The 5,218-nt window shown below is 46.7% G+C and carries 3 protein-coding genes; all 3 read right to left on the minus strand.

The window, feature by feature from the left end; translation table 11 throughout:
- Positions 1-2,173: ABC transporter permease (locus VIP81_RS05255; protein WP_331957421.1), on the minus strand; the 2,173-nt coding region annotated here is incomplete at its 3' end.
- A gap of 2 nt (positions 2,174-2,175) precedes the next feature.
- Positions 2,176-4,563 (minus strand): ABC transporter permease, encoded by a 2,388-nt coding sequence (locus tag VIP81_RS05260; protein ID WP_331957422.1) that lies wholly within the window; start codon positions 4,561-4,563, stop codon positions 2,176-2,178.
- A 12-nt stretch (positions 4,564-4,575) separates the two neighbouring features.
- The coding region (locus VIP81_RS05265; RefSeq protein ID WP_331957423.1) for an ABC transporter permease at positions 4,576-5,218 on the minus strand (643 nt) is incomplete at its 5' end.

Here is a 5,218-nt window from a genome sequence, read left to right on the forward strand (position 1 = left end):
CTAATTTTATAAACGCTGTTGATAGCAGTGTGGTGATTTGTACCACGCTGGCGCCCAATACTTTCCGTACGCCAATTTCGCGGGTACGTTGTTCTGCCGAAAATGCTGCCAGGCCTAACAAACCCAGTGCGGCTATTAAAACCGTTAATGCCGTAAATCCGCCAAAAATGCCGGCCAGTCTGTCTTCTGCAGTATACATTTTTCCGAATGCATCATCGAGAAAGCTATACTGAAAAGGCGTTAGCATATCATACCCTGCATATATTTTTTTGATCTGATCCAGTAAAGCAGGAATATTTTGTTTAGGGGCAATTTTCACAAATAAGCATCCCGGCGTACTGGTTCCCCAGGCGGCCGAAGTGCCTTTTTCCACATGGAGCCCCAGTGGCTGAATAGCGGCATGCAATGATTTAAAATGGAAATTCTTCACCACCCCTATTACCTCTACTTCCCTATTTCCCATTTTTATATGTTTCCCTACGGGAGATGGCGAAAGATTAAAGCTTTCTACTGCCATTTCATTCAATACAATGGTACCGTCCATGCCCAGTTGCTGCATATCAGCAGGAGGTACTTTCCATTGCAAACCAGCCATATCGATCAACGGTCGGTCGATATGCAGCATAGACAAGGCGATATCCGGGCGGTTGCCCTCTCCTGCTACAAACCACATATCATAGCCATCATACAGCGGATAACGCGCGGTGGCGGTTTGCATCACCCCATTTAGTCCGGCTACCTGTTGGCGGAATGCCTGGTAATGTGTACCTATGGAATTCTGAAACGGCAGCATCACCACATTCTCCTGGTTGATGCCCGTAGTAGTATGCCGGAAAAAGTAGAGCTGCCGGTTAATTACAATACTGCAGATAATGAGTACCGCAGCAATGCCAAACTGTAATACCGTCAATACTTTCCTTACGCCTACGCCACCTGTTTTACTCATTTTACCGGATAATACGGTAACAGGATTATAACGGGAAAGCACCAACGCAGGGTAGCTGCCCGCCACTAAAATCGTCCCACAAAGTAATCCTGCATATATCGTCAACACTACCGGATGATAGAGGAAACTCATATCCACCTTCAGTTGCAGCAAATTGAAAAACCATGGGCGCAACAGCATACAAAGTACTACTGCCAGGCAAAACGCCAGGAAGGCATACAAGGCTGACTCTACATAAAACTGTTGGGCAATACGCTTATGATCTGCCCCCAGCGCTTTTCTAACACCTATTTCACGGGCCCGTACTGTAGCCCTTGCGGTGGAGAGACTCATGTAGTTAATCAGCGCCATTAACAGGATCAGGGCTGCTACCATAGGAAACAGTTTCAGGTAGCGCAGGTTAAATCCGGCGTTGAAATTAGCTTCCATATGTATGCTGGTCAGCGGAACCATCACAGCCCGGCCTTCGTTCTTAGACAGCTGATTGATCTTCAGCGCTGCCTGACCTGCATCGGCGCCGTCGGCCAGTTTTATATAGGTTTTAAAAAGACCACCAAAGCCACGGTCATCTGTTACAAATGATTTCATGGATTCAATGCCGGCCATGCTGGAAACAGACAATAGAAAGTCCGGTTGAATACTGGAATTAGATGGAGCATCGGCCATTATGCCAGACACCACAAAAACATATTTACCATTAAACCGTAATTGCTTCCCCACCGCATCGGTAGTACCAAAATATTTCTTCGCCATGGAAGCGGTCATCACAGCGGTAAAAGGCTGCTTCAATACTTCGGCCGGGTCGCCTTCCAGCAAAGGAAAAGAGAAAAAGCTGAAGTAGTTGGCATCAGTAAACCAGGTCGCATCTTCTTCATCACGGATAGCCGGATTGGCTACATTTTGCATCACCACTGCTTCGCCGGCAAGACTGCCCATGCGCAGAAAGCTCTTTACACCGGCATCCTGCTGAGCGATAGCCGGACCCGCTGCATAATTGAAGCGGTCGAACTGTATGGTATCTTTCTCCATCTTTATTTTTTCCAATAAAGAGAAGATCTGGTGACTGTCTTTATGGAAACGGTCGTAGCTCAGTTCATGTGCTACATAAAGCATGATCAGCATACATACGCATAATCCCGCTGCCAGCCCACCAATATTGATGAAGCTGTACAACTTTCTTTTAGCGAGATTGCGCCATGCGAGCTTTATGTAGTTGTATAATAACATGTTTAATCGTTTCTCAGGTTGTCAACAGGATTCACTTCAATAGCTTTCCATGTTTGTGAAAGAATAGTTACCAGGGCCAATAGTATCAGAAAAGCAAAGCTGCCCAGCATAGGAATAATACCAATGCCTACCCGGTAAGCGAAAATCTGCAGGAACAACATGCTGCCTAAATATCCCAATGGCAGGGCAATACAGCCGGCAATGATGATCAGGCGCACATAATTTCTAGAAAGCAACAGCAACAAGCTGGCCGCGCTGGCGCCCAGTATTTTGCGAATACTCACTTCCTTCCTGCGGGTAAAGGTGGTATAAGCTACCACCCCTAACAGCCCAAGCGCAGAAATCATGGTAGAAATAAACACCAGGAACCCCAGCATGGAAATAACTTCCTGACCAGCGCGGCTCAGCAACTGGGCATCCATCCATTCGGAAGAAAATATTTCGCCGGGATGCAGGTCCATCCATACTTTTTTTACACTGGCTATTTGTTGCTCTTTATCTCCTTTTGCCATCGCCAATTGCAGCTGTTTGAATTCGGCAGGGCGATAGCGAATGGCCATAGGCCGTATATTCACTTCTATTGGCTGATAGTTAAAGTCCTTCACTACGCCAACAATATTTACCGGCAGTGAATCAGAGAGCCATAGGGTTTTACCGATGGCATCAGCAGGCGTTTTAATGCCCATTACGCTCACTGCTTTTTCATTCACAATAATGTATTGTTCCTTTTCTTTGGAGGCTGCTGCGGGGAAGGTAGTACCTGCCATCAACTTAAGATGCATGACCTTTAAGAAGTCGGCATCTCCCGCATAATAACCAAACTGCATCATATCCTTGCTATCGCCGGCTCTCATCTGGCAAAAGCTGGCATCCCGGGGCATGCCCAATGTGCCGGAGCTGGCCGTCACGGTGGTTACGCCGGTCAAGGTTTGCATACGTTCCTTCATCAGCTGAAAGTCCACATCCGCGAGCGGTACATTCAGGATATCCTTGCGGTAGAAGCCCATATCCATCACTGCTTTAAAGCTAAACTGCCGGTATACGGTGACCAGGAAAATGATAGCCGTTAATGAAAGGGTAAACTGAATCACAATGAGTGATTTCCTTAATCCCAGTCCACCAAACAATTTAATATCTATGAGGTTTTTAAGCACTTTAGCCGGCTGGAAAGAAGATAATGCCCAGGCGGGTATAGCCCCTGCTACTACGCCGGTAAGGATGCTAAACGCCAGGAACCACAACAGGAGTTGTCCGTTCAACAGATTAATGTCTGGTATGGGCAATGCATTAAAATGGAAGCTCTGTGCCAGTAACAGCAGCGTCACGGCCAGGATTAACGACAGGATACACATTAGTACAGACTCTGTAATGAACTGCAGGAAAATCTGCCAGCGCTGCGCACCATTCACTTTACGTACGCCTACTTCTTTGGCCCTTTGCAGGGAACGAACAATGGATAAATTAGTATAGTTGAAACAGGCGCAGGTAAGCAGCAACATCGCCACGCCCACTTCTGTTAATATTTTTGCCCAGGGTGGTGCGTTGGTAATATCATCATACAATCCTTGTGAAGGACTGATTTTGCTCAATGCCTGCGGCTCAAAAGCAATACGGCCCTGTCCTTTTCCGGGCAAGTCATCGTACCGGTGGCCCAGGTCGTTCAATGCCGCTGTCAGCGCCGCTTTCCCTTCGCCCGGACGCATCACCACGTAGGTATAAATGCTTTGGATATCGTTCCAGTTCTCCTGCATGGGCCGTAATACATTGGTTTGTTCCAATGCCGCCACCGACGACATAGAAGCAAATGCTTCATAGGTGATATGCGTTAGCGAAGGCGCCGGTTGCAATACCCCGCTAACAATGAAACTGCCTTGCTTATCAAACTGTATTACTTTTCCCATCGGGTCAACCGTACCAAAAAATCGTTTGGCGGCTTCGTCTGTCAGCACAATGCTATTGGGCGTGGTTAACGCCGTGAGCGGGTTACCAGCGGCCAGTTTAAATCCAAAAACTTTGAAAAAGGAGGGCGTGGCAAAGGCGCCGAAAACATTTATTTTCTTCTTATTAATCCTGCCTACGCCGGATAATGCCCCATATAAAGTTGCTTCTTCCTGAATGGCGGTATAGTTGTTTTTCAATGCCTCGCCCATCGGCAGCGGTGTGCTGGCCATATGATACTTCCTGCCGTCAGGAGTTTGCGCCCTCGTAGTAATGCGCCAGGTATGCGCTATATCAGGATGAAAATTATCGTAGGTAAAATTATTACGGGTAGAAATCAATACTAACAGGCATAACGCCATACTCACAGCCAGGCCCGCGATATTGATAAAGGTAAATAACCTTTGTCTGCGCAGATTTCTGATAGCAATGACAATATAACGGTAAAGCATATACGTTAATATTTATTCTGATTTTAAAGATTGTACCGGGTTGGCCAATGCCGCTTTTACCGACTGGAAACTCACCGTAGCCAATGCAATCATCAATGCCAGCAAACCGGCAATGACAAAAACCCAGACAGATAAGTTTACGTGATAGGCAAAACCAGATAACCAGTTATGCATCAGGTACCAGCTCACCGGGGTGGCCAACAACACGCCAACACCCACCAGCAGCAGGAATTCACGGGAAAGCAGCGAAGTCACGTTCAGTACCGATGCCCCTAATATCTTCCGGATACCTATTTCTTTTCTACGCTGTTCAGCCGTGAAAACAGACAAGCCAAATAAGCCCAGGCAGGAAATCAGTACTGCTACAATGGCAAACACCTGCGCCAGTTTTTTCAGCATCGTTTCTGATTGGTACATACTGTTAAAAGTTTCATCCAGGAAATGATAGTCCAACGGATATTCCGGATTCAGCCTGTTAAAGACTTTCTCTACAGCGGCTACTTCCGCAGCCACATCTCCCTTAGCCAAACGTAACATGATATAGTTATTATCTTTTGGCTGCAGCATCATCACTACCGGGTTAATATTTTCGCGCAGCGAAGAGAAATGGAAATCTTTCACCACGCCTATAATTTTTCCTTTGCCGTTCCAGAAG

Origin of the sequence: Chitinophaga sp. (genome assembly GCF_036566945.1) — a bacterium.
Lineage (GTDB): Bacteria > Bacteroidota > Bacteroidia > Chitinophagales > Chitinophagaceae > Chitinophaga.

What these genes read in the sequence shown, in the direction of transcription:
- VIP81_RS05260 (WP_331957422.1), bottom strand. Translation starts at nt 4,563, where the DNA reads ATGCTTTACCGTTATATTGTCATTGCTATCAGAAATCTGCGCAGACAA.